The organism is Proteus penneri (assembly GCF_022369495.1).
GTDB lineage: Bacteria > Pseudomonadota > Gammaproteobacteria > Enterobacterales > Enterobacteriaceae > Proteus > Proteus penneri.
In genome coordinates, this window is sequence record NZ_CP059690.1 from 1,579,915 (window position 1) to 1,602,811 (window position 22,897).

Here is a 22,897-nt window from a genome sequence, read left to right on the forward strand (position 1 = left end):
AGAGATGTTAAGTACATATCCAACAACAACACGGTGAGATGTCCGAGAGGCTGAAGGAGCACGCCTGGAAAGTGTGTATACGGCAACGTATCGAGGGTTCGAATCCCTCTCTCACCGCCATATTCTAAAATAGAGCCTAGCTTTTTTAGCTAGGCTCTATTTTTTGGTATTAAAAATATACACTTCTAGTCTCGTTTCTCTTCACTAAGTTATTTATATCCACTATTCTTCATTTTTTGATGGTATTATTGTTAGCATACAACACATTTTTTATTTTATTTTTGCTTAATTATTTTATTTAATAATCTGTTATCACTTAACAATCTCTGATAATTAATTTTAATGAGTTGAAAAAACTTATGTAGTTGTTATTTATATCTATCCTATTTTTATGGCATAAAAAGATTTTATTATCCTATTTATAAACGACATTTATTCTAAAACAAAACACTTTTTATAATTTTAATATAAATTTAAACTTTATTCTCATGCAAGCAACAGAATAAACACAATAAGATACATTACATTATCTATTTAGGTTAACTTATTAGTTTAATTGATTTTATTTCTACTAAGCTTTAAGATATGCATTAATAATTTGATGTATCACATTATTATCAGCGAATAAAAGCGATATTCTCTCTTTTCCTTATCGCCGTTATTCGGCATCTGACTTCTTATTTTGGTTTAATCCTAAATGAAAACTCATAAAGTTAACCGGGTTCGCCCCTTTAGTGCATTTATTGATGCATGTGTAAAAGAGCCTTACTCTTTTGCGCGTTTATTAAAAGATATTATTGCAGGGATCACCGTCGGAATTATCGCGATACCTTTAGCCATGGCACTGGCAATTGGTAGCGGTGTTCCTCCGCAATACGGTCTTTATACCGCAGCTATTGCCGGTATAGTCATTGCTGTTTCTGGTGGCTCTCGCTACAGTGTTTCAGGCCCCACAGCGGCTTTCGTTGTGATACTTTATCCTGTATCTCAGCAATTCGGTTTAAGTGGCTTATTGATTGCCACATTAATGTCTGGCGTTATTTTAGTTGTTATGGGATTAGCCCGCTTTGGTAAACTCATTGAGTATATTCCTGTTTCTGTAACACTTGGATTTACCTCAGGGATTGCAATCACCATTGCGACCATGCAAATAAAAGACTTTTTTGGTCTTGAGATGGCGCATGTACCAGAAACTTATATCGATAAAATTATTGCCTTAGGTTCTGCATTACCAACCATTCACCTTGGTGATACGCTTATCGGCTTAACAACACTGTTTGTTTTAATCTACTGGCCAAAATTAAATTTACGCCTACCAGGGCATTTACCCGCTTTAATCGCGGGTACTGCAGTAATGGGTATTGTGAATATGTTTGGCCATGAAGTTGCAACGATTGGCTCACAGTTTAGTTATCTACTTCCAGATGGATCAACTGGGCAAGGTATTCCACCTATTTTGCCTCAGTTTGTTTTACCTTGGAATTTACCAAGTACTGGAGCATCTCTTGAATTAAATTGGAGCACAGTTTCTGCTTTATTACCCGCAGCTTTTTCAATGGCAATGCTAGGCGCTATCGAATCGTTACTGTGTGCCGTTGTACTTGATGGCATGACAGGCAAAAAACATCACTCTAATGGTGAATTACTAGGACAAGGGGTTGGTAATATTGTCGCACCTTTCTTTGGTGGTATAACAGCAACTGCAGCGATTGCACGTTCAGCTGCTAACGTGCGTGCGGGTGCAACATCACCAGTTTCTGCCATTGTTCACTCATTGTTGGTATTACTAACTTTGCTGGTATTAGCCCCATTTCTTTCATATTTACCTTTAGCCGCAATGTCAGCACTACTGCTAATTGTTGCATGGAATATGAGTGAAGCGCGTAAAGTTATTGATCTTATTCGTCACGCCCCTAAAGATGATATTATTGTCTTAGTGTTATGTTTATCACTCACCGTTCTCTTTGATATGGTCATTGCCATTACTATCGGTATTGTATTAGCTTCACTGTTATTTATGCGTCGTATTGCCAATATGACCAAAATAACTGAATCCCCTTATACTGATGATGATAAGCAGTTATTAGTTGTGCGTGTTAATGGTCCATTATTCTTTGCAGCTGCTGAACGTATTTTTAATGAGTTACGCGAACGCAGTAAAGGTTATAAAACCATTATTATGCAATGGGATGCGGTTCCTGTATTAGATGCAGGGGGCTTACATGCGTTCCAACATTTCGTTACTGATGTAAAACATGATACCCATGTGATTGTGTGTGATATTCCTTTCCAGCCATTAAAAACGTTGGCAAGAGCAAGAGTCACGCCTATTGCAGGAGAACTTAATTTTTATCCTTCATTACAAAAAGCACTGGATGATCTGGAATTAATTCAGTAGTTATTTAGATTTTTAAGATAAAAAATTAACGCCTTTAATCAATATAAAATAAAGATTAAAGGCGTTTTTAATTATGAGTAATTCACTTAATAAGGAATAAATGCTTTGCCAATCCCACTTCCTTGCACACCTTTTTTTAATAAATCTTGATAAAGTGCGTTCATTCCTAACCAGTGATTTTCACACCACTCAGGAGCTAATAAAGTAGGTTTTCTAGCACTAGCGCAAACACGATGATAAATAATTTCAGGAGGAGTATGGCGGATCATCTCACCCGCTGTATAAACATATTGTTCTTGCGTCAATGCATTAATACGCCCTGCTTTCCATGCCTTAGCTATCGTACTGCCTTCAACAATATGCAAAGGGTGCAATTTAAGCCCATCAGTACCCGTTTCAACCACTCGTTCTAATGTCTGCATATTAAGCAGATGATCTTCTCGTGGTAACCCGACAATAAGGTGCGTACACACTTTTAAACCACGCTGGCGAGCTTCACGAGTCGTCGCTTGGTAACATTGAAAATCATGCCCACGATTAATGTACTTCAATGTTTTATCATGAGCTGTTTGTAAACCGAGTTCTAACCACACTTCATAACCTTGATCACGATAACCTTGCAATAAATCTAACACACTAATTGGCACACAATCTGGCCGGGTTCCTACACATAACCCTACCATATCGGCTTGTAATAGCGCGGTTTCATATAAAGTACGTAAGTATTCTACTTCGGCATAAGTGCTGGTATAGGCTTGAAAATAAGCAAGATAACGATGTGCGCGGTTAATATTTTTAGCTTGTAATGCAATTTGTTCTTCAATTGAGTGATATTGTGTTTGCTCATCAGCAAAAGAAGAGACATTACAGAAAGTGCAACCTCCCCGCCCCAATGTACCATCTCGATTAGGACAGTTGAAACCGCCATGAAGGGTGATTTTATGAATTTTTTCGTGATAACGGCGCTGAAGATCAGCGCCGAACATATTAACAACCGTGTGTAGTTGCATAACACATTTTATTTGCTGGTATCTAACTCTGGGAAATTTTTTACCACTTCATCAATCGCTTTAATTTGAGCTAAGAAAGGCTCTAATTTTGCAAGCGGTAATGCTGATGGGCCATCACAAAGCGCATTATCCGGATCTGGATGAGCTTCAAGAAATAGTCCAGCAAGACCAACAGCCATACCTGCACGTGCTAACTCTGCAACTTGTGCACGACGTCCACCCGATGCAGCACCAAATGGGTCACGACATTGTAGTGAATGTGTCACGTCAAAAATAACTGGTGCGCCTTGAGACGCTTGCATCATGACATGAAAACCTAACATATCAACAACTAAGTTATCGTAGCCAAAATTACTGCCGCGATCACACAGAATAACTTGGTCGTTACCGCCTTCTTTAAATTTATCAACGATATTCCCCATTTGCCCAGGGCTGACAAACTGCGGTTTTTTCACGTTGATCACTGCACCTGTTTTTGCCATCGCTTCAACAAGATCAGTTTGACGTGCTAAAAATGCCGGTAATTGGATAACATCCACAACTTCTGATACAGGTTGAGCTTGTGCAGCTTCATGAACGTCAGTAATAATTTTAACGCCAAAAGTTTCTTTTAACTCTTGGAAAATTTTCAGCCCTTCTTCTAAGCCTGGACCACGATAAGAGTGGATAGAAGAACGGTTTGCTTTATCAAAAGAAGCTTTGAATACATAAGGAATATTCAGTTTTTGAGTTACAGTGACGTAATGCTCACAAATACGCATGGCTAAATCGCGCGATTCTAATACATTCATGCCACCAAAAAGCACAAATGGCAGGTTGTTTGCTACCTTGATATCACCAATATTCACCACTTTATGTTGCATATTTATCCCTATACTGTTTGTCATGTACTGTATTAATCAAGTACGTTTCTTAAATTTTTAATGTAGAACAATAGGATTTTGTTCTATCGAATGAATTTGGATTTTGATCATCTCTGAAATAGGATCTTCAGGACATTGCTCAACAAAATAGTTTAAGTCAGAAATCGCCACATGGTTACACTCTAACTGAGCAAAAATAAGTCCGCGATCACGTATCTCGTAAGGATCTTCAGGATCAAACATTAATACCGTTTCACTCGCTTTTAATGCTTGCTCCATATTCTTTTCTTCCATTAAAGAAACTTTTAATGTATCCAAAAGTTTACGAATAATGGAACTGTATTCTGACTCTTCTAAATCTGCCTCTAATAGTACCGAATTATTTCCTACATTCCCTTTTAACCAAACTTCTAGGGTATGTTGTGATAGATATTCGCCATTTATTGGATTTAAAAATAACGGTTGTTCGTTAGGAATATCTATTCTGATAATAAGTTGTGTAGGAAAAATAACAGGCGCTAACGGTAAATTTAACAATTGTGCGATATAAATAAGAATCGAACCCAGAGAAACAGGAGAACCTACATGAGTCGCTAATACTTTATCTAACCATAAAGTATCAGAAAGACAATATTTACCACTTGCACCACTAAAGTGCCACTGCTTATAAAACAGTTTTAGTAATGCTTCTATTTGCTCTTTGATGTTTCCTTGCTTAGGAATTTCAGCTTCTGCTTGTTCAACAAGTTGTGCTAGTTGATAACCAACAGAAGTAGTCGGAAAATCAGGTCGAATAGCCTGAGAGATAAGGATCATGCCCTTAACTAAAGGGGCTTTATTAAATTCGTAATCAGCTATGGTTTCTATCATAATTCCAACGACCTACTGTCACTCGCTCATTACCGCCATAATCACGGAAAGTTTCCACACAGCAGTAACCCTTATCAGTAAAAATTTTGCGAACACCTTCACCTTGCTGCCAACCGTGCTCCAGTAATACCCAGCCTTTATCAGTTAAAAACTGACGGGCGGTTTCAATGATAATCTCGATATCAGCAAAACCGTTATTACCAGCAACTAATGCGGTTAAAGGTTCAAAACGAACATCCCCCTGATGAATATGCTCATCATTTTCATCTATGTAAGGAGGATTACTAATTATCATACCAAATTGATACCCAGAGAGTGAACTAAACCAGCAACTTTCCATAAATTCTGTGTTGTTTAATGCTAAGCGGGTCGCATTCTCTTGCGCTAACGCTACGGCTTCGGCTTGAAAATCCACACCAATAATATGGCAGTCAGGGCGCTCTGATGCCATAGCAAGCGCAATAGCCCCAGTTCCCGTTCCTAAATCAAGAATAGTTATTGGCTCTGTTGGTAGTTTTTCTAACGCTTGTTCAACAAGACATTCAGTATCAGGTCGAGGAATTAATGTTGCAGGTGAGACTTTTAAAGGCAGTGACCAAAATTCTCTTTCACCCACTAGATAAGCGATAGGTTCACCTTTAATGCGTCGAGTAAGTAGTTGCGATAATTGTGTTAATTCGTCTTGTGAAAGCAACGTTTCATTAAAAGCCACTAAGTACGTTCGAGCACGCTGTGTTACGTGCCCAAGTAAAATTTCAGCATCACGTTTAGGGCTGTCACTTTCAATTAATTGCAAGGCTGCTTGACGCAGCCATTGTTCATAATTCATTAATTTAACTCAGAAAGTGCAGAAAGCTGGTCCGCTTGATATTCAGTGACAATAGGCTGAATTAGAGGATCTAATTTCCCTTCCATCACTTCATCTAAACGATAAAATGTGAGGTTGATACGATGATCTGTCACTCGCCCTTGTGGGAAGTTATACGTTCTAATACGATCAGAACGATCACCAGAACCTAATAAGTTACGACGTTCAGACGCTTCGGCTTCTTGACGTTTTTGCATTTCAGCAGCACGAATACGTGCGCCTAATACAGACATCGCTTTGGCTTTGTTTTTGTGCTGTGAACGCTCATCCTGACATTCCACTACAATCCCCGTTGGAATATGCGTAATACGGATAGCAGAGTCGGTGGTATTAACGTGCTGACCACCCGCACCTGACGAACGGAATGTATCAATACGTAAATCGCTTGGACTAATATCAGGTAATTCAGCTTCTGGCACTTCAGCTAATACTGCAACCGTACAAGCCGAGGTATGAATACGACCTTGAGATTCTGTTTCTGGTACACGTTGAACACGGTGACCGCCTGATTCAAATTTCAATACCCCATAAGCGCCATCACCCACTACTTTTGCAATGACTTCTTTATAGCCACCATGCTCACCTTCGTTAGCATTCATGACTTCAATACGCCAGCGACGTGATTCTGCATAGCGGCTATACATACGGAATAAATCACCAGCAAATAATGCAGCTTCATCCCCACCTGTTCCTGCCCGAATTTCAAGGAAACAGTTAAATTCATCATCAGGATCTTTAGGCAATAACAGCACTTGTAATTGTTGCTCTAAATCATCGTTTAGTGCTTGCGCTTCTTTCAGCTCTTCTTGCGCCATCTCTTTCATTTCAGGATCATCAAGCATCATTTCTGCTGCTTCGATGTCGTCTTGCACTTTTCGCCATTGACTAAAACAAGCCGTGACGTCGGTTAATTGAGAGTATTCTTTTGAAAGCGCACGAAAACGCTCCTGAGAGGCAATCACATCGGCTTCTGACAGAAGAGCCTGAATTTCTTCATAACGCTCTTGTAGAGCTTCCAACTTAGCGACAATAGAAGGCTTCATTCGTAGATTAAGATCCTGTTAGACAAAGTTAATTATGGGTAATACCCAAACTTTCGCGTAATAAATTCAGGCGTTCAATATCACCATCACTGGCAGCCTGTTGAAGAGATTTCGTAGGTGTGTGAATTAGACGATTCATCAATTGATGTGAGAGTTGCTGAATAACTTTTTCTGCATCTGCGCCATTTTGTATCAATGTGATGGCTTTTTCTGTCATTTCTGCACGTAGCATTTCAGCACTGTCCCGATATTCTCTAATCGCACCCACAGCACCTTGCGCTCGTAGCCAATCCATAAATTGTCCACTTTCTTGTTGAACAATATGTTCGGCTTGAATAGCAGCCGCTTGGCGTTGTTCGCGGTTATGTTGAATAATCGCTTCTAAATCATCGACACTATAAAGGTAGACATTATTGAGTTTTTCAACATCTTGTTCAATATCTCGCGGAACCGCAATATCCACCAGCAACATAGGTTGATTGCGACGCTTTTTAAGCGCCCTTTCAACCATCCCTTTGCCAATAATAGGCAAAGGACTTGCGGTAGAACTAATAACAATATCAGCTTGCGATAAACATTCATCAATCTCTGATAATGTAATAACATCCGCATCGACTTCATTAGCTAAACGCTGAGCACGCTCTTTAGTTCGGTTAGCAATAATGATTTTTTTAACTTGATGTTCACGAAGATGACGAGCAACTAATTCTATCGTCTCGCCTGCGCCCACTAATAAAATAGTCAAAGAGGATAACGATTCGAAGATTTGACGCGCTAATGTACAAGCAGCAAAAGCAACAGAAACGGCATTAGCACCGATCTGTGTCTCTGTTCTCACTCTTTTCGCAACTGAAAAAGACTTCTGAAACAAACGTTCCAGCTCTGAAGAGAGCGAGTCATAATTTTGGGAATCGGCAAAGGCTTTTTTAACTTGCCCTAAAATTTGAGGTTCACCTAATACGAGAGAATCTAAACCACTTGCCACTCGCATTAAATGGCTGACAGCTTGATTATCTTGATGCCAATAAACACTGTTTTTCAGCTCATTTGGCTCTATTTGGTGATATTGACATAACCAGCGAATAAGCTGTTCATGACTATTTTCTTTGTCTTCCATACTAAGATAAAGCTCAGTACGGTTACAAGTAGACAGCACAACACCACCTCTGACAGCAGGTTGCTGTAAAAGGTTATTTAAGGCATCACCCATGGTATCAGGAGAAAAAGAGACTTTCTCACGTAAAGCAACGGGGGCTGTTTTATGATTAATACCTAATGCTAATAACGTCATATCAACTATATCGAGTTATGAATAAATACCGCCTCGCGACTTGACTTAGTGTAAACCTAAAACAGCGCATTTAGTATGGACTCTTCATTCCCGCCATTCTACTTGATGAACAGATTCAATAAAAGAGCTTACTTGAGTGATAAGAGATTTCTATACACAATTTAACGAAATATCGTTATATCATGAGGTTTATGATACTCTTTTTTTCAACTAATAACGAATTAAAGGAATGTCTCAGCTATGCGTTCACGCTTTTTTTCAACCAAACAACTCCTGCGCCTTATCCCGCTAACGGCGTTGTTGCTGAGTGCCTGTAATCTAAATCAGATAAAGACACAAGGTTCAGCATCTGATAACGATATGCAATGGCAAGCTCGCCAACAAGCATTAAAGAAAATTTCACAATATGAAACTCGAGGCGCTTTTGCTTATATCGAAGATACAAACAAAACCTATGCCCGATTCTATTGGCAAGACAAAGCAGATGAGCGTTATCGTTTATTATTGACGAATCCGCTAGGTACCACTGAGCTTGATTTAAATGTTATGCCAGGTGTCATTGAAGTCACTGACAATAAAGGTAAAAAGTATTATAGCGATAACCCAGCAGAGATGATCTACCAACTTACTGGCATGGTTATTCCACTCAAAAATCTACGTGCTTGGCTTGTTGGTTTACCGGGTGATGCAACTCATTTTGAGTTAGATGCTAATCACTTATTAAAATCTGTCACATTACCAGCACCTGAAGGTGATTGGATCGTGACTTACCAAGCTTATGATTCAAGTACCACCCCCAACCTGCCACAGCGTCTTGAGTTAAAACAAGGCGAACGCATCATCAAATTAAAAATGGATAACTGGGATATACAGCAATGACTCTAAGTTGGCCTTCGCCTGCCAAATTAAATCTTTTTCTCTATATCACAGGGAAACGCTCGGATGGCTATCATAATCTACAAACATTATTCCAATTTTTAGATTATGGTGACACATTAACGATTACTCCTCGTGATGATACTCAGTTAACTATCTTAACGCCGATTGAAGGCGTAGAAGATAAAGATAATTTAATTATTAAAGCAGCTAAATTACTGCGTGATTATTGCCAACAACATCATATTCCTTTGAAGTATCAAGGCGCAGATATTAGTGTTGATAAAAAGCTACCAATGGGTGGTGGCTTAGGCGGAGGCTCTTCTAACGCCGCAACCACATTAATTGCACTTAATTACCACTGGCAAGCGGGTTTAAGTGATGAAACCTTAGCCGAATTAGGGGTAAGTTTAGGGGCTGATGTCCCTGTTTTTGTAAAAGGTCATGCTGCGTTCGCTGAAGGTGTTGGTGAAATTTTGACCCCAGCAGAACCAAAAGAACAATGGTATTTGGTTGCACACCCTGGAATTTCCATTCCAACCCCGACAATCTTCACAGATCCAGAATTAAAACGTAATTCGCCTATTCGCTCTCTTGGCGCATTATTAAAGGCTCCGTTCGAGAATGACTGTGAAATGATCGCAAGAAAACGTTTTCGTGAGGTTGAATATCTGCTTTCGTGGCTGTTAGAATATGCACCGTCACGCTTAACTGGGACAGGTGCCTGTGTGTTCGGTGAGTTCGGATCACAAGTTGCCGCTAGTGAAGTGTTAATTAACGCCCCTGAGTGGGTGCATGGGTTTGTAGCGCAAGGCGTCAACATTTCTCCTCTGCATTTATTCCGCTCAAGGATACCTGTGTTATTGCACCCGTAAGATGATGTTTACAAACCCTATGTTCATAAACACGTTCTTTACAGGTCAACAATATCTCTCTCTGGACGCAAGCCTGAGGTTTTTCTCGTGCCCGATATGAAGCTTTTTGCTGGTAACGCAACCCCGGAACTGGCTCAACGTGTTGCCAACCGACTCTACACTAGCCTAGGAGACGCGGCTGTAGGTCGTTTTAGCGACGGTGAAGTCAGTGTGCAAATCAACGAAAACGTACGTGGTGGTGATGTATTTATCATTCAATCAACCTGTGCACCTACTAATGATAACTTAATGGAATTAGTGGTCATGGTTGACGCATTACGTCGAGCTTCCGCTGGTCGTATCACTGCTGTTATTCCTTACTTTGGTTATGCCCGTCAGGATCGCCGTGTTCGTTCAGCCCGTGTTCCTATTACGGCAAAAGTTGTTGCGGATTTCTTATCTAGTGTAGGCGTAGACCGTGTTTTAACCTGTGACTTACACGCAGAACAAATCCAAGGGTTCTTTGATGTACCGGTTGACAATGTCTTCGGCAGCCCAATTCTTTTAGAAGATATGCTTCAAAAAGATTTGGACAACCCTATTGTTGTTTCTCCAGATATTGGCGGTGTTGTTCGCGCTCGTGCTATCGCTAAACTGCTAAACGACACTGATATGGCTATTATTGATAAACGTCGCCCTCGTGCTAACGTTTCTCAAGTTATGCATATTATTGGTGATGTTGCTAACCGCGACTGTATCCTTGTTGACGATATGATCGACACAGGCGGTACATTGTGTAAAGCAGCTGAAGCGCTGAAAGAACGTGGTGCGAAACGCGTATTTGCTTACGCGACTCACCCAATCTTTTCTGGTAATGCTGTTGAGAACATCAAAAGCTCTGTTATTGATGAAGTGGTTGTCTGCGATACAATTCCGTTATCAGCAGAAATCAAAGCATTAAATAAAGTCCGTTCATTGACTCTTTCTGGTATGCTGGCTGAAGCAATTCGCCGTATTAGCAATGAAGAGTCAATCTCTGCGATGTTTGAACATTAATTTGTTATAACATTCATTGCAATTTGAGATAACTAAAAACCCGCTATAGCGTTTGTTATAGTGGGTTTTTTTGTTGTTTTTTCTAGATTAAAAATTTTAGGCAACAAAAAACCCGTTATTATTAAACGGGTCTATAGATGTGTATTACAACACATAATGACAACTTTCATTCACCTAATATCAGTTTTAGCTTATTTGTTTTTTTATCTGTCCTGATATTTATTTGTGATAACAACATTATGGATAACGGTGATTATCATGGCGACGATAACGTTCATCATGATTACGTAACCACCAATATCTTTCTGCTATTGTTTCTCTACCCCCGATACGGGCACCTGCTAGCCAAACCAGAGCACCAATAAAGATCCCCATTAAAGAGATATCGGCTAAAAATTCAGGCAATCCTAATGGGAAAATATGACTAAGAAGCGTATAACCAAGACTACCGAGCATTACTATCATCCCCGTAGCCATACATAAATTACCAACTGCGAATGCATGTTTATATTTCATGTTGCACCTCCAAGCGCGTCGTCAGACGATTCAACAACAAAATACATCGAATAACCTTTTATTCTTTGTAGTTATTATAGCCATAAATGCTAAGAAGTTATTGTCGAAGGGATCACATCGCTCCGAAATTTATTGATAATTCTTAACAAAAAATGTGTTTTTATCTTTCAAAAGAAGAAAATAGCGCCAAATTTGTCACTTTCGCTTTTTTTGTTAAGTCAAAGAAGTGATATTTCCTCTGACTATCATTTCAAAAAACATTCTATGCAATCTATTTTGTGCTTCTGTGCTTAGACGGGTAAACTATGGGCTTTCTTTTAAGACGATAACAGTGAAAGGCTATTGTGAGTAAAATTAAACTTATCGTCGGGTTAGCAAACCCCGGTGCAGATTATGCCCAGACTCGCCATAATGCGGGAGCTTGGTATGTAGATTTATTGGCTCAACGTCATCAGCAATCTCTAAAAGAAGAGAGCAAATTTTTTGGTTACACCGCACGCATTAATTTAAATGGTAATGATGTTCGTTTATTGGTTCCGACCACTTTTATGAATTTGAGTGGTAAAGCAGTACAAGCAATGGCGAATTTTTATCGTATTGAACTTGATGAAATTTTAGTTGCACATGATGAACTCGATTTACCGCCCGGTGTTGTCAAAATGAAATTAGGTGGTGGTAATGGCGGCCATAACGGATTAAAAGATATTCAAAGTAAGTTTAGCAATAATCCAAATTTCTATCGTTTGCGCATTGGTATTGGTCACCCTGGTGATAAAAATAAAGTTGTTGGCTTTGTATTAGGCAAGCCACCAATGAGTGAACAAAAATTAATTGATGACGCTATCAATGAAGCACTTTCGTGCACAGATATTTTAATGCGTGATGGTTATGAGAAAGCAATAAACCGCTTACATAGCTTTAAAGCATAATCATTGCATTGATAAATTAAGCAATTTCAATATTCAGAGGGTAAAATGCCCTCTTCTTTTGTGCGATTAATTCCTGATGATTTAATCAAACAGGGATTTGCTCTATAATAGCGCCAAATTTTTTTAACAGCACACAACAGGAATACTCCCTTCTGTTGTTTTTATGTGACAAGGTGAACGTTTATGGGATTTAAATGTGGTATCGTCGGTCTGCCTAACGTAGGGAAATCTACACTGTTTAATGCCTTAACTAAGGCAGGTATTGAGGCAGCCAACTTCCCATTCTGTACTATCGAGCCAAACACAGGTGTTGTTCCAATGCCTGATCCTCGCTTAGATAAACTCGCTGAAATTGTTAAGCCACAACGTATTTTACCTACAACAATGGAATTTGTTGATATTGCTGGCTTAGTAAAAGGCGCATCTAAAGGTGAAGGTTTAGGTAACCAATTCCTAACGAACATCCGTGAAACTGAAGCGATTGGTCATGTCGTTCGTTGTTTTGAAAATGACAATATCATTCACGTTGCGGGTAAAGTTGATCCTGCTGAAGATATCGAGACTATCAATACTGAATTAGCGCTTTCTGACTTAGATACCTGTGAACGTGCAATGCACCGTAATCAGAAAAAAGCAAAAGGTGGCGATAAAATTGCTAAAGCAGAAATGGAAGTGTTAGAAAAATGCTTACCGCATTTAGAAAACGCTGGCATGTTACGTGCTTTAGATTTAACGGAAGAAGAAAAAGCAACGATTCGTTATTTAAGCTTCTTAACGTTAAAACCAACAATGTATATTGCAAACGTTAATGAAGATGGTTTTGAAAATAACCCATATCTTGAAACTGTTCGCAAAATCGCAGAAGCAGAAGGCTCTGTGGTTGTTCCTGTTTGTGCCGCTATCGAAGCAGACATAGCTGAGTTAGAAGATGCAGAACGCGAAGAATTTATGCAAGATTTAGGCATTGAAGAGCCTGGTTTAAACCGTGTTATTCGCGCGGGTTACTCATTACTGAACTTACAAACTTACTTCACTGCTGGCGTTAAAGAAGTACGTGCATGGACAATCCCTGTAGGTGCAACAGCGCCACAAGCCGCAGGTAAAATCCACACTGACTTTGAAAAAGGTTTTATCCGTGCTCAAACTATAGCTTATAACGATTTTATCACTTACGGTGGTGAACAAGGCGCAAAAGAAGCTGGTAAAATGCGAGCAGAAGGTAAAGAGTATATCGTTCAAGACGGCGATGTAATGAACTTCTTATTTAATGTGTAAGCCTACACTTAAGTCTCACACTGTTTCAAAAAGTATCACTTAATAATAAAATAGCATAAAATTCATGATATTAACTGGGTTTTATGCTTTTTTATGTCTCATTAAGTTTCATAAAAGCTCGCGATTAAATGAGTTAGGATATCGACCTGATGCTATCGAAGCACAATTAGCCCATATGGACTCAAATAGCGTTAGACGTTCATATAATCATGCAACTTATCTTGAAGAGCGCAAAATCATGATGCATGGGCGTGTTGGCGTTGAAATATAACGATATTTATTATTTTTCAGCAAAACCTACAATTCAACCTACACTTAATTAATCCGTTGATTTATAGGTAGTTATTATTTATCTGATGTTTTTAGCATTATAACGTACAAAATTCATACCCACACCACAAGAACACGCTTATATGAATAAATACGATGTGTTTAACAGCGAAGGAAAATTTGCTGATGGTTCTGATGAAGAAGTGCTAGCTAATAAGCTAGGGCTTTCAAACGTTGATGATATCAATGATGCTGAGCTTGTCCTGTTAGAAAAACTGTATCAAGTCATTTTTGAAGAACAATTTTCCACTGAGCAAATTACCGTATCACTTATTCAGCGTTGGCACCGCCAATGGTTAGGGAATGTTTACGAGTGGGCTGGTCAGTTACGTACGGTGAATATTAGCAAGGGTGGCTTTATGTTTGCCCCTGCGAGTCGAGTTGCAAAGTTACTTGCTCAATTTGAAAAAGAGTTTCTAGCGAAGTACACACCCTGCACCAATATGAGCCGAGAACAAGTCATAGAAGCTATAGCCACAGTGCATGTGGAGTTAATTCTGATACATCCGTTTAGGGAGGGGAATGGGCGTTTATCGCGCTTACTTGCTGATGTGATGGCAGTACAAGCAGGCTACCAGCCGTTAGACTATGAACGTTGGACTCAACACCCCGAGCAGTATATTGCAGCAATCCACGCAGGGTTAAACCTTAACTATGAACCCATGAAATATTGGGTTAACGAAGCCTTGAAAACGAACTAAATCGCGAGTTTCAAGTGCCCAAACTTCTCACGCTTCGCTTTCATCTCTTCTTCAAGACGACGAGACTCCTGCCCTGTTTCAATCGCCGTAGAGGTTGCTACCGAACGAATAAGTTGAGTACGAGTTGGTCTTGTTGCTTGAATTAATTCATTCTTTTTCATGGTAGTCTCACTTCAAACTGAAGATAGTGCATTTTATCAGCTTTGTTTTATATGGCAATATAGATCACTTTTCTAGTTAAAAATTTTACAGCACAATGTCACTTCATTTCCATCTGCTTTGAGCGAACTGAGGAAGTTAGAAGTTACTCTTACATCTTATGTGAGAGCTACGTTAGTTCCAAATCAAAAACCGACATCAAGGAGGTTATATGATTTGGGCAAATGTAACCTTAACGCAGCTCATAAAAAACATCTATATTCAATTAACTAAGCGCACCAAGATAATGCTTTAGTGACAAAATCATCCGAATCATCGCATATGACCACTTCAAAACTTCTATCTTTGGCTTGGTACTTAAACATCTCTATTTCACCGTCAATACTCTTCCTGAGCGAGTTTGATAAACGGGTCATCCCTTGGGGTTTTAACACAAAAGCACTTTTTGAATTAGTTTTTCCCTTGGAGGCCATATTTACTAAAGAAAGATCTCTCATTGCTTCATAAAAACGAGTGGACCTTCGCTCAACATCTAAATAATCTGCAGATATTACTGTCGCAACATCACTCAATCCATTTTTTCTCATCGGAATATATGCGGACAAATCTTGTTTAACTTCTAAATATGGATTGTCTGGAATATAACCTTTATAAATATCCGGAATTTTATCTTTTAACGTTGTTAATAGCCTTTTGGCTGTCAACGGTGAGTATCTAGATTTTCTCTCTTTAGCTTTATATGCAGTTACTACTTGGCCCATTAATTGCTCGGTCAGTAAAATAGCACTATTAGAAAAAGCAATACCTTGATCTCTAATTTTAACTTGGGGAGTATCAATATCACCTGATATCGTGTTACTGCTAACCCTTGAATCATGTGAGCAAGTAACTTACGTCGCATCACATCACGATGCCACTTTTTCCATTCCCCATTTTTTGTTTTTCGCTTTGTCGTATTAAATGGTTGCTCAACCTCATTCACGACAGAAAGCCCATGCCTATTTTTCTTTCCTATTTTTAGATACTCGTCAATGAGTTGATTTATGCTTTCGCGTAGCTCTGTTGTCTCTAATTTCCAATGTTCCAGTATTTCTGATACATAATCGTTGGAATAGAGCTTTTTAACATCAATTCATACAGTGTTTCGGGTTTCTTACGCTTATCAAAATATTCGTCAAATAGGTATAGCGATCTGTACGTTTAAGATAATCCTTTCGTTTACCGGGAAATAAAGCTTTAAGGACACTTTTAGATAAAGCAAATTCTCGGCACTTATGGGTTCCATAGCTATGTTGGATAATTTTAATGATTTTAGCTTGTTCCAAAAACTCTAAACCGCGTTCTAAGCCTAAATCGCGACTTTGCTTAAAAATCATAGGAAATTTCTCTTTTCCCAGTTCAGCGGAAAATGGTACTGAATACGTCCACTCTTTATCTCCTTTAAACCTCGATTTTTTCTTCGTATTTTTGCTAACCGTCGCACTACAGATAATATGCTGTAAGAACAAGCCAATTTCACTGTAATATTGAGGTTTATGACGTTGATCGACGGTATTATCAAAGGGAACGCTCAGAACAATTGCTTTATAGGCTTCTACTGTAGCTTCTGTAACAAGAATGTTATCTTTGGTGATATATGCTGTCATTTCAATTTACCATGTTGTTAATAGTAAATTGAATTACGCAAATACCTTTTTTAGTGGAGTTACCGCTAACCCCATTTTTTAGTAGGTAATTAGAAAAACCAAGAAAGCGTCAAACACCCGTGCCAGCTACTCAAAGCGATCAGTTAAGAGCAACAACTCGCGGTCTAGGCGAAAATAGCAAATCCCAATATCCCCATACTATAGCCATATATAGATAACGTATAGCACAGGAAGAGTGGCAAGGTTTATGGGTGCCGAATGAGGCTGGCTGGGAAAGCCTCGGTGAGGAAAACATTCATCAAACAAGAGGAATTGGTGAGTGGCCTGACTTCCCCAATAAAAGCATGAAACCGTTGGTGCATGGTCTGCAAGAGGATGGAGGGGATTATTTGCGATATTTGATTTATTGGAAAAGCCAAATTTAGCCTCACATTATTCAGAATTGTGCTAACAGGTTAACTGTTAGCACAATTAAATCTGACAATCTGGTTTGAGCGAGAAGCGGACGTTGTTTACTATAGGGGATCTAGCAGCCAATCTTCAATATAATGGAAAGGCACTGGATATCGGTAACAGCGACAGGCTGTCAGTACCAATGGAGCCTTCCCTTCAGTAACGGCTGACAATCTTTTGAACGAATCGGAATTGCCGCACTCTTGAACTATATGCCCTATTGCTAATTTTCCATTCATTGGAAAGTGAGTTGATGCTGAACCATGTATATCTGAGTTCGAGTACATACTTTGTTCGCTGTCTTGATTTGGATACCAGTATTGTAACGTACAATGTTTTAGTTTATCTGCGGCAAATTTTTCTAGTTTTTGGCTTATTGAATCTAATTTATACAGAGAACAAAATACTGCTAGCAACGGGTATAAAATACTGGCTTCCGTAACTTTATTCTTATAACTATTGTCAGCCCTGTCTTTTTTCCTATGTTCAAGCAGATTTTCGTAAGACTCATGCACAACTGGATACATGCCATTACTCTCAAAAGAGAATATGCACCTATTGACCATTTCTGAGAGCCAGCTCCGCACAAATTCGTCGAGTTCTGAATTATTTGAAAGCAGCGTTAGAGCCAAACCAATATCAATGGCTTGCGAATCTTTGTATGGTGACAATAGTATTGGGTTATTAACAACCAACAGGCTAATTGACTTTGTTATTTCTCTAAGGCGCAGACATAATTTTTCTTGTTCTTCACTATCTCCGCGCACTGGTGGATTCTCAACGTAACTATTTGATAGTAAATCTAAAATCCAGTGACCTTTGACTGATAAGCGCCCTAACACATCAAAGAGCCTAATATTTACATCAATAGAACAAGGTGAGTGAACAGCATGCGAAAGCGCATATCTAAATTCAACATACGGAATTAAACATCGATCCACATAACAATCAGTAACTTGTTGGTAAGTATCTAAAATACTATCAAATGATTTTGAGAATTTGTTCCTTCCTGTATAGTGGCCTTTAACTTTATCCCAAGCCAATAGTAATGCTCGCTCAGATGAAAGATAGGCGGCTTCTAAATTTCCACCATCACGGCACCATGAAAATAGAACCCATAAGCAGACGTTTATCCGTGTTATGGACGATGCAACAGAATCAGTATCGGTGGCGTTTGACAGCACCTTATCGATCAATAGAGAAAAGTATTTGCTTGAACTCTCCGGCTCTTCGAGTAAGGCTAAGGATTTTCTTAACAAAGCCTGACTTGAGCTAGGTAGCAACTCTTCTTTCAACAAATATCGTTGAATAAACTCTGATAATTTATCGCCATTCCACTCTTCAAAAGAGATATTGTCTCGTGTATTTCGTTGCTCGTAACCAGATACATCTTGCCTAATTCCTGAATTAACATCTCCACCAAAACATAAGCAAATAACTATTTTCTTATTTCTATGTTCAGATGGTATACGGCTAGGAATAAATGAGTTTTGAATTTCATCTAACGAAGGCATAAGAGCTTGGGCTGTTGCCCCATTCCAAGTCTCACGAGTAAGGTTCCCAGATTTAACTGAGAACAAATAAACTTTTTCTTCCTCACCATTGACTCGCCCTACGGCTGCTATATCAACACCATACTCTTTAACCCCACGCGTCGGTGAGATAAACACATTCAGACCCATACTACTCAACAAGTCTGGCAGTACAGCATCTAATTCTGCTCGTTCTTTTAGTGAAGCCAAATATTGTTTAAGAATTAGCTTCATTTTTCATTCTCCCGTAGCGATACATGCGCAAAACGTAATCTAGCGACTCAGGATCTAAAACGTTCAATCTTGGCATTTCAGTCGAATGGGAAAAAGAGTGCATTTGCGTCTCCTGTCGTACAGGGTCCCCATCTCCTTGATGTATATAATAAATCGAACTGTTGCCGTACAATAATCTCTGCTTCGTCGCAATTATCTGAAGAATAGAAGATTTTGATGCGTTTTCGTGGGCTTCTTGCATACTTTTATCAAAGTCTTTCCAATAGGCTCTTACATTTTCACTGGGAGCCATTAACTCATTCAATTCAGACACTTTCTCAATATCAGCGTGATAGGTCTGAAGTTTTCCAAGCAAGCGCTCACACAGTTGTCCTTGAACATCTTTATCAATGCATGATAGGAAGAATCGTTCAAGCTCTCCCGGGTAACTTAGGAGCAAAGGATCGTACAAAACCTGTTCAAGGTTGTGAAGTGTAGTTGTTGAAGCTGTTTCGCAAATAGACAGTATGAAACTTGCTGCCGCGATAGGTCGTGTAAACAGCCAACCGATCGCCTTGTGGCTAACAAATGCTTGCCACTTATCATCCCCTAGCAATGCCATATCTGCCTTTAGCTCTATGTCCTTACCCGTTACATCATGAAGCAGATCTGAGATCGCATGACAAAGTGATGATTCTCCAGATAAAAACCACTTTGTGGTGATATGATTGCGTAATTCTTGATGCTTATCCAATAGCTCGTTGGAGAAATAGTCTAGTGATGTAAATTCCACACCCACAGCCAAAATCGATTCCAATAATTCGACAGCAAGAGAGCATGAATTACCTTCAACCAACTTGACTAGTAAATGATCAATGTTATCTACGGTACCTGTGTGCTCTGGGGAGATATTGGTTAACTGTTTTACCAGAAGACGCAGAACACTCTCTGGAAGATCGCCACTTTGAAATGCCATAATATTCGATATTGCATAGAGTATCTCAGGAGGAGCTACACCAACAAACGGAATTAGAAGCTCTTCTATTTGCGACCAGTAAGTTGGAAATTTTTCCCCGAAGTGAAGTATTGCCCTCAGTATCGAAGCACGACAATCGCTGTCATCCTCACTCACGGCACTAGCGCTAAGTAGCCCCCAGATGATACTTGCCTGAGTTTCATCGACATTGAGCCTCCCCAAAATAAAATAGGCTTGGTTTCTGACAGTCTGATTACTGTTAGTAATCAGATTTTCTGTCGTTTGGATAGCCTCAACCATACGATTTGAGTCATATGCGAGGATTGAACTGGAAAGAAAAGTGGCATACGAACTAAGCTCACTTTGTTTCAGGATAAATTCAACACTATCTTTGGAACGTTGTGCATCCACATTACAGAAATGCTGAAAGGCCCCATAGATTCCACCACTATCGGCCTGTTGCTTAAGATGAGCCAGACAATGTAGGACATCTTCAACTTTTGAGTTTAGTAAAGGTAGTGTGTTTTCAAAGGAATTCAAAATCCTAAAAAAATCGTTTTTGCAGGAACTTTTATCAACTCCTTTTACTATTTTGACGAAGTCAATCTCCCCTGAGTTGTGCAACTCAGATAGTGCTTCTGTCAAAATGTTCTCTTCAAAACGTCGTTCCTGGGCGTAAAAATCGCTAACTTGAGCAAGCAGACTCTCCGCCGTTTTATTTGCAGCCAGTAAGCAGGTTTTTATTTCTTCTAATGACATTTCCCTGTGCCTCGCTATACCGCCACTCAAGCAGTGAATGTTTTTAATATAAGGAGAGGTAGGGTAAATGGTAATCTCTCCCCATTTTTAAATGGTAATAAGTAGAATCAGTTTATGTGATGTGTATGTTGCATTGGTATAAAGCTATTCTACGCCATATTCGGTTGCTCATGATTATAAAATCATTGCTACTTTGTAGAATATCCCAGCCTCTCGTTTATTGAGCTAGAGATTCTGACTAAGTCAGCCATAGCAAGCTGCTCATTATAACGTTTAATACAAGCATTTTGCTAGGATCTACCCTATAGGATAAAGTTTATTCTGATACCTTGTTGCTTAGCCCATGCTATTACTTAGCCCATGCTATTAGAGTATTACCTACATATTCTGGAATATTGTCATAGCGAATCGATATCCCACTAAATCCTAACGACACAAATAGCGGATAGAGGCAAATCAGCTTTTAGTACTAGGCTTGACGATTAAAGTCATTGATAATATTCAGTAAGCGGACTGAGCGACCATCTGACAGTTGAACATGCCGAAATTTTGTTTCTAAATTAGCCTTACGGCAATTGTTGAATGGTTACAGCCTTGATAGCTGCCATAAACATTATCGATCCCTATTCTGTATTTCCATTACTTAACACATGGTGTAGCTTTCAACGTCCGCTTCTAGCACCAAGCGGCCTGTCAGATTATGTTATACTCTATGCAATAGATTAGTGTTTTATACTGATGTAATTTTACTTTGATAATCTTATAAGTACTATTTTAGCAGACACCTTGTTCTAAATGAGTACACCGCTGAGTGCAAAATAAACAACTTAAAATTAAATCATTATAAATCAAAATGATACACAATAAATTTAGGTTTAATGTGCAATAGCTATTTATATTAAACATCATATCTAAACCCACGAATGATTCGTGGGTTTTTTATCGATATTTCATTTTAATTTAAATCTTATCATTAAAAAATTTCCTTCCGTTAACTAATAATTACAAATAGAAACTACAATACTCACTATTACATTCACGTCTTTTCCTGAACCTATTCGCATACACTTTCGTCACCCAAAGCGAATATTTTAGATATCAAAAGATAATTTATCTTATCTTTCTAGTAACTCACCTATAAAACTATTAATCTAACTCTTTTTAGCTAGCTCTTTCACTTATCATATATTATAACTCTATCTTATTAATAAAATCCCACTGATTAATTTCTTTTAAAAAATAATTAATTATAAAAATTAAGTTATATTTAATTTACACAATCATAACTATCACCTCTTATTTAATTACAATAAAAAACATTTGAAATATTTATGAACAAGGCTAATACTTAATTCATAATCAGTTAATGATTATTGTTTCTTAAATAAAGGAATGACTTTACCATGAATAATAATTTTCAATCTAATGTGCGAGATAATAGTGATATAGAAAATAATAAAAATAATTATTGTCAATGTGGACGAGAAATAATTACAAACTTAAATAATTATATTAATAAACATCCTGAGTGTACTGTTTATCAAAACTCATTAATGAGCAGTTTGATTGCAGGTGTTTATGATAGTGATATCACAATTGCTGAATTATTAAAGCATGGTGATTTTGGTTTAGGCACATTTGAACAACTTGATGGCGAACTCGTTGCATTCGACAATAATGTTTTTCAATTACGCTCTGATGGTAGTGCTCGTGAAGCTTTGCATTCTCAAAAATCTCCTTTTGCTGTAATGACATTTTTTAATTGTGATATTGAACATCACTTTTCTTATGGTGCATCACAAAAAGAGATACACAATATCATTAATCAGTATGTTCCTTCTGACAATCTATTTTGTGCGATCAAAATTGAAGGCGAATTTGAATTAGTCAAAACACGTACCGTCCCCCGTCAAACACCACCCTATCTTCCGATGTTAGAGGCTATCGAAAATCAACCTATTTTTACATTTCACAATGAGACCGGAATTATTGCTGGATTTCGCTCACCACAATTTACTCAAGGAATAAATGTTGCAGGGTTTCATGAACATTATATTAATCAACAACGCCAAGGCGGTGGTCACGTCCTTGATTATTATTTAAAACAAGGTACCTTACAAATCGGTGTTATTTCCCGCCTTACTATTGACTTACCCTGTCATTCAACTTTCCTCCAAGCGAACTTAATGCCAGATAATCTTCACCAGGCAATAGAGCAAGCCGAAAATTAATTTAAAAGCCGCTTCATTTTATTCTCAATCTAATTTTTTATTCACTTG

General features: G+C 38.5%; 22 protein-coding genes, 1 tRNA gene and 1 pseudogene. 11 read left to right on the top strand and 13 right to left on the bottom strand.

Going from position 1 to position 22,897, the window contains the following annotated elements; all coding sequences use genetic code 11:
- The first annotated feature begins 32 nt into the window (after positions 1-32).
- Positions 33-120 (top strand) — tRNA-Ser (locus H1225_RS07180).
- A gap of 577 nt (positions 121-697) precedes the next feature.
- The gene (gene dauA / locus H1225_RS07185; RefSeq protein WP_239739607.1) at positions 698-2,398 is read left to right on the top strand and encodes a C4-dicarboxylic acid transporter DauA; all 1,701 of its coding nucleotides are present in this window, start codon (positions 698-700) and stop codon (positions 2,396-2,398) included.
- 86 nt (positions 2,399-2,484) lie between these two features.
- On the opposite strand, the gene mnmL is transcribed toward dauA, so the two are convergent.
- Genes mnmL through hemA form a run of 6 tightly spaced genes read right to left on the bottom strand, consistent with a single transcriptional unit; the run spans position 2,485 to position 8,343 of the window.
- Positions 2,485-3,408 (bottom strand): tRNA modification radical SAM protein MnmL/YtqA, encoded by a 924-nt coding sequence (mnmL, locus tag H1225_RS07190; protein ID WP_109847387.1) that lies wholly within the window; start codon positions 3,406-3,408, stop codon positions 2,485-2,487.
- Between the two features lie 8 nt (positions 3,409-3,416).
- Complete coding sequence (gene kdsA / locus H1225_RS07195; protein ID WP_109847386.1) at positions 3,417-4,271, bottom strand: 3-deoxy-8-phosphooctulonate synthase; 855 nt, start codon at positions 4,269-4,271, stop codon at positions 3,417-3,419.
- A gap of 57 nt (positions 4,272-4,328) precedes the next feature.
- Positions 4,329-5,138, bottom strand: coding sequence for an invasion regulator SirB1 (gene sirB1, locus H1225_RS07200; RefSeq protein WP_167426104.1), 810 nt, complete (start codon positions 5,136-5,138; stop codon positions 4,329-4,331).
- Positions 5,122-5,970, bottom strand: coding sequence for a peptide chain release factor N(5)-glutamine methyltransferase (gene prmC, locus H1225_RS07205; RefSeq protein ID WP_239739609.1), 849 nt, complete (start codon positions 5,968-5,970; stop codon positions 5,122-5,124). The genes sirB1 and prmC overlap by 17 nt, the downstream gene beginning before the upstream one ends.
- Positions 5,970-7,052: a peptide chain release factor 1 gene (gene prfA, locus H1225_RS07210; protein ID WP_072064034.1), complete on the bottom strand. Its 1,083-nt coding sequence runs from the start codon at positions 7,050-7,052 to the stop codon at positions 5,970-5,972. Before prfA ends, prmC begins: the two co-directional genes overlap by 1 nt.
- Positions 7,053-7,080: 28 nt before the next feature.
- A complete protein-coding gene (hemA, locus tag H1225_RS07215) occupies positions 7,081-8,343 on the bottom strand; it encodes a glutamyl-tRNA reductase (protein ID WP_109847385.1) in 1,263 nt (420 codons plus the stop codon).
- 240 nt (positions 8,344-8,583) lie between these two features.
- Here hemA and lolB point away from each other — a divergent pair, with 240 nt between their 5' ends.
- The 3 genes from lolB to prs all read left to right on the top strand — a co-directional run bounded on the left by lolB (position 8,584) and on the right by prs (position 11,129).
- On the top strand, positions 8,584-9,222 hold the full coding sequence (lolB, locus tag H1225_RS07220) for a lipoprotein insertase outer membrane protein LolB (RefSeq protein WP_006536558.1): 639 nt from the start codon (positions 8,584-8,586) through the stop codon (positions 9,220-9,222).
- Positions 9,219-10,094, top strand: coding sequence for a 4-(cytidine 5'-diphospho)-2-C-methyl-D-erythritol kinase (gene ispE / locus H1225_RS07225; protein WP_161724971.1), 876 nt, complete (start codon positions 9,219-9,221; stop codon positions 10,092-10,094). The genes lolB and ispE overlap by 4 nt, the downstream gene beginning before the upstream one ends.
- An 87-nt stretch (positions 10,095-10,181) precedes the next feature.
- Complete coding sequence (gene prs, locus H1225_RS07230) at positions 10,182-11,129, top strand: ribose-phosphate diphosphokinase (protein WP_036912921.1); 948 nt, start codon at positions 10,182-10,184, stop codon at positions 11,127-11,129.
- Positions 11,130-11,366: 237 nt separating this feature from the next.
- Here prs and ychH read toward each other — a convergent pair whose 3' ends face one another.
- Positions 11,367-11,645: a stress-induced protein YchH gene (gene ychH / locus H1225_RS07235; RefSeq protein WP_006536555.1), complete on the bottom strand. Its 279-nt coding sequence runs from the start codon at positions 11,643-11,645 to the stop codon at positions 11,367-11,369.
- 344 nt (positions 11,646-11,989) lie between these two features.
- Here ychH and pth point away from each other — a divergent pair, with 344 nt between their 5' ends.
- From pth to H1225_RS07255, 4 genes are all read left to right on the top strand, one after another.
- Positions 11,990-12,574 carry an aminoacyl-tRNA hydrolase gene (gene pth / locus H1225_RS07240; RefSeq protein ID WP_109847384.1) on the top strand — a complete coding sequence of 195 codons (585 nt, stop codon included), beginning with the start codon at positions 11,990-11,992 and terminating at the stop codon, positions 12,572-12,574.
- A gap of 183 nt (positions 12,575-12,757) precedes the next feature.
- Positions 12,758-13,849: a redox-regulated ATPase YchF gene (gene ychF / locus H1225_RS07245; RefSeq protein ID WP_072064039.1), complete on the top strand. Its 1,092-nt coding sequence runs from the start codon at positions 12,758-12,760 to the stop codon at positions 13,847-13,849.
- A gap of 64 nt (positions 13,850-13,913) precedes the next feature.
- Positions 13,914-14,120, top strand: a complete 207-nt coding sequence (locus H1225_RS07250) for a hypothetical protein (RefSeq protein ID WP_115065385.1) — start codon at positions 13,914-13,916, stop codon at positions 14,118-14,120.
- Positions 14,121-14,262: 142 nt separating this feature from the next.
- On the top strand, positions 14,263-14,880 hold the full coding sequence (locus tag H1225_RS07255) for a Fic/DOC family protein (protein ID WP_006536549.1): 618 nt from the start codon (positions 14,263-14,265) through the stop codon (positions 14,878-14,880).
- Here the strand turns inward: H1225_RS07255 and H1225_RS07260 are convergent.
- From H1225_RS07260 to H1225_RS07270, 3 genes are all read right to left on the bottom strand, one after another.
- Positions 14,877-15,041, bottom strand: coding sequence for a hypothetical protein (locus tag H1225_RS07260; RefSeq protein WP_006536548.1), 165 nt, complete (start codon positions 15,039-15,041; stop codon positions 14,877-14,879). The two genes, H1225_RS07255 and H1225_RS07260, sit on opposite strands and share 4 nt — an antisense overlap.
- Positions 15,042-15,308: 267 nt before the next feature.
- The gene (locus H1225_RS07265) at positions 15,309-15,800 is read right to left on the bottom strand and encodes a hypothetical protein (RefSeq protein WP_109847383.1); all 492 of its coding nucleotides are present in this window, start codon (positions 15,798-15,800) and stop codon (positions 15,309-15,311) included.
- A gap of 366 nt (positions 15,801-16,166) precedes the next feature.
- On the bottom strand, positions 16,167-16,685 hold the full coding sequence (locus H1225_RS07270; RefSeq protein WP_109847381.1) for a hypothetical protein: 519 nt from the start codon (positions 16,683-16,685) through the stop codon (positions 16,167-16,169).
- Positions 16,686-16,936: 251 nt separating this feature from the next.
- Here H1225_RS07270 and H1225_RS07275 point away from each other — a divergent pair, with 251 nt between their 5' ends.
- A complete protein-coding gene (locus H1225_RS07275) occupies positions 16,937-17,110 on the top strand; it encodes a hypothetical protein (protein ID WP_006536543.1) in 174 nt (57 codons plus the stop codon).
- Positions 17,111-17,200: 90 nt separating this feature from the next.
- On the opposite strand, the gene H1225_RS07280 is transcribed toward H1225_RS07275, so the two are convergent.
- The 3 genes and pseudogenes from H1225_RS07280 to H1225_RS18425 all read right to left on the bottom strand — a co-directional run.
- Positions 17,201-18,904, bottom strand: coding sequence for a hypothetical protein (locus tag H1225_RS07280; RefSeq protein WP_109847380.1), 1,704 nt, complete (start codon positions 18,902-18,904; stop codon positions 17,201-17,203).
- Positions 18,888-20,618: a hypothetical protein gene (locus tag H1225_RS07285; RefSeq protein WP_109847379.1), complete on the bottom strand. Its 1,731-nt coding sequence runs from the start codon at positions 20,616-20,618 to the stop codon at positions 18,888-18,890. Before H1225_RS07285 ends, H1225_RS07280 begins: the two co-directional genes overlap by 17 nt.
- Before the next feature lie 352 nt (positions 20,619-20,970).
- Positions 20,971-21,165 (bottom strand): annotated as a pseudogene (locus H1225_RS18425) (IS3 family transposase); the annotation flags it as partial.
- A gap of 856 nt (positions 21,166-22,021) precedes the next feature.
- Between H1225_RS18425 and budA the strand changes: the two are divergent.
- A complete protein-coding gene (gene budA, locus H1225_RS07290) occupies positions 22,022-22,849 on the top strand; it encodes an acetolactate decarboxylase (RefSeq protein ID WP_115065387.1) in 828 nt (275 codons plus the stop codon).
- Positions 22,850-22,897 lie beyond the last annotated feature (48 nt).

Excerpts from the sequence above, each read along its gene's own strand:
- dauA (WP_239739607.1), top strand. The coding sequence starts at position 698 with ATGAAAACTCATAAAGTTAACCGGGTTCGCCCCTTTAGTGCATTTATT.
- mnmL (WP_109847387.1), bottom strand. The coding sequence starts at position 3,408 with ATGCAACTACACACGGTTGTTAATATGTTCGGCGCTGATCTTCAGCGC.
- kdsA (WP_109847386.1), bottom strand. The coding sequence starts at position 4,271 with ATGCAACATAAAGTGGTGAATATTGGTGATATCAAGGTAGCAAACAAC.
- prmC (WP_239739609.1), bottom strand. The coding sequence starts at position 5,970 with ATGAATTATGAACAATGGCTGCGTCAAGCAGCCTTGCAATTAATTGAA.
- prfA (WP_072064034.1), bottom strand. The coding sequence starts at position 7,052 with ATGAAGCCTTCTATTGTCGCTAAGTTGGAAGCTCTACAAGAGCGTTAT.
- hemA (WP_109847385.1), bottom strand. The coding sequence starts at position 8,343 with ATGACGTTATTAGCATTAGGTATTAATCATAAAACAGCCCCCGTTGCT.
- lolB (WP_006536558.1), top strand. The coding sequence starts at position 8,584 with ATGCGTTCACGCTTTTTTTCAACCAAACAACTCCTGCGCCTTATCCCG.
- ispE (WP_161724971.1), top strand. The coding sequence starts at position 9,219 with ATGACTCTAAGTTGGCCTTCGCCTGCCAAATTAAATCTTTTTCTCTAT.
- ychH (WP_006536555.1), bottom strand. The coding sequence starts at position 11,645 with ATGAAATATAAACATGCATTCGCAGTTGGTAATTTATGTATGGCTACG.
- ychF (WP_072064039.1), top strand. The coding sequence starts at position 12,758 with ATGGGATTTAAATGTGGTATCGTCGGTCTGCCTAACGTAGGGAAATCT.
- H1225_RS07250 (WP_115065385.1), top strand. The coding sequence starts at position 13,914 with ATGATATTAACTGGGTTTTATGCTTTTTTATGTCTCATTAAGTTTCAT.
- H1225_RS07255 (WP_006536549.1), top strand. The coding sequence starts at position 14,263 with ATGAATAAATACGATGTGTTTAACAGCGAAGGAAAATTTGCTGATGGT.
- H1225_RS07260 (WP_006536548.1), bottom strand. The coding sequence starts at position 15,041 with ATGAAAAAGAATGAATTAATTCAAGCAACAAGACCAACTCGTACTCAA.
- H1225_RS07265 (WP_109847383.1), bottom strand. The coding sequence starts at position 15,800 with ATGGGCCAAGTAGTAACTGCATATAAAGCTAAAGAGAGAAAATCTAGA.
- H1225_RS07270 (WP_109847381.1), bottom strand. The coding sequence starts at position 16,685 with ATGACAGCATATATCACCAAAGATAACATTCTTGTTACAGAAGCTACA.
- H1225_RS07280 (WP_109847380.1), bottom strand. The coding sequence starts at position 18,904 with ATGAAGCTAATTCTTAAACAATATTTGGCTTCACTAAAAGAACGAGCA.
- H1225_RS07285 (WP_109847379.1), bottom strand. The coding sequence starts at position 20,618 with ATGTCATTAGAAGAAATAAAAACCTGCTTACTGGCTGCAAATAAAACG.
- budA (WP_115065387.1), top strand. The coding sequence starts at position 22,022 with ATGAATAATAATTTTCAATCTAATGTGCGAGATAATAGTGATATAGAA.